The organism is Duganella violaceipulchra (genome assembly GCF_019166075.1).
In the GTDB taxonomy this organism is placed as follows: Bacteria; Pseudomonadota; Gammaproteobacteria; order Burkholderiales; family Burkholderiaceae_D; genus Rugamonas; species Rugamonas violaceipulchra.
Window position 1 is genome coordinate 1 of sequence record NZ_JAHTGR010000148.1, and the last position, 388, is coordinate 388.

1 protein-coding gene is annotated in these 388 nt (G+C 62.9%); it reads left to right on the forward strand.

What is annotated here, in order from left to right; translation table 11 throughout:
• Positions 1-388: condensation domain-containing protein (locus KVP70_RS33400; protein WP_217946732.1), on the forward strand; the 388-nt coding region annotated here is incomplete at both ends.

Sequence of the window (388 nt, forward strand, 5' to 3'; positions counted from 1 at the left end):
TGTGGCGTGGGCGCAGGTACTGGGGCAATGCAGCGGGCGTGACGACGTCGTATTCGGCACGGTGCTGTCTGGCCGCCTGCAAGGATGGGAAGGCGCCGACCAAGTGCTGGGCATGTTCATCAACACCTTGCCGGTGCGGGTCAGCTTGTCCGGCACCAGTGTGCGGCATGTGGTCGGCACCACCTACCGGCGCCTGAGCGAATTGTTGGAACACGAACAAGCCTCGCTGGCGCTGGTCCAGCGCTGCAGCAGGATCAAGGCGCCGTTGCCGCTCTTTACCGCCCTGCTCAATTACCGCCACAGCCATGTCGCGATAGATAACCTTAGCAGGGACGGGAGTACCGACTTGGTCTGGGAAGGGATGCGGATACTGTCGGGCGAAGAACGC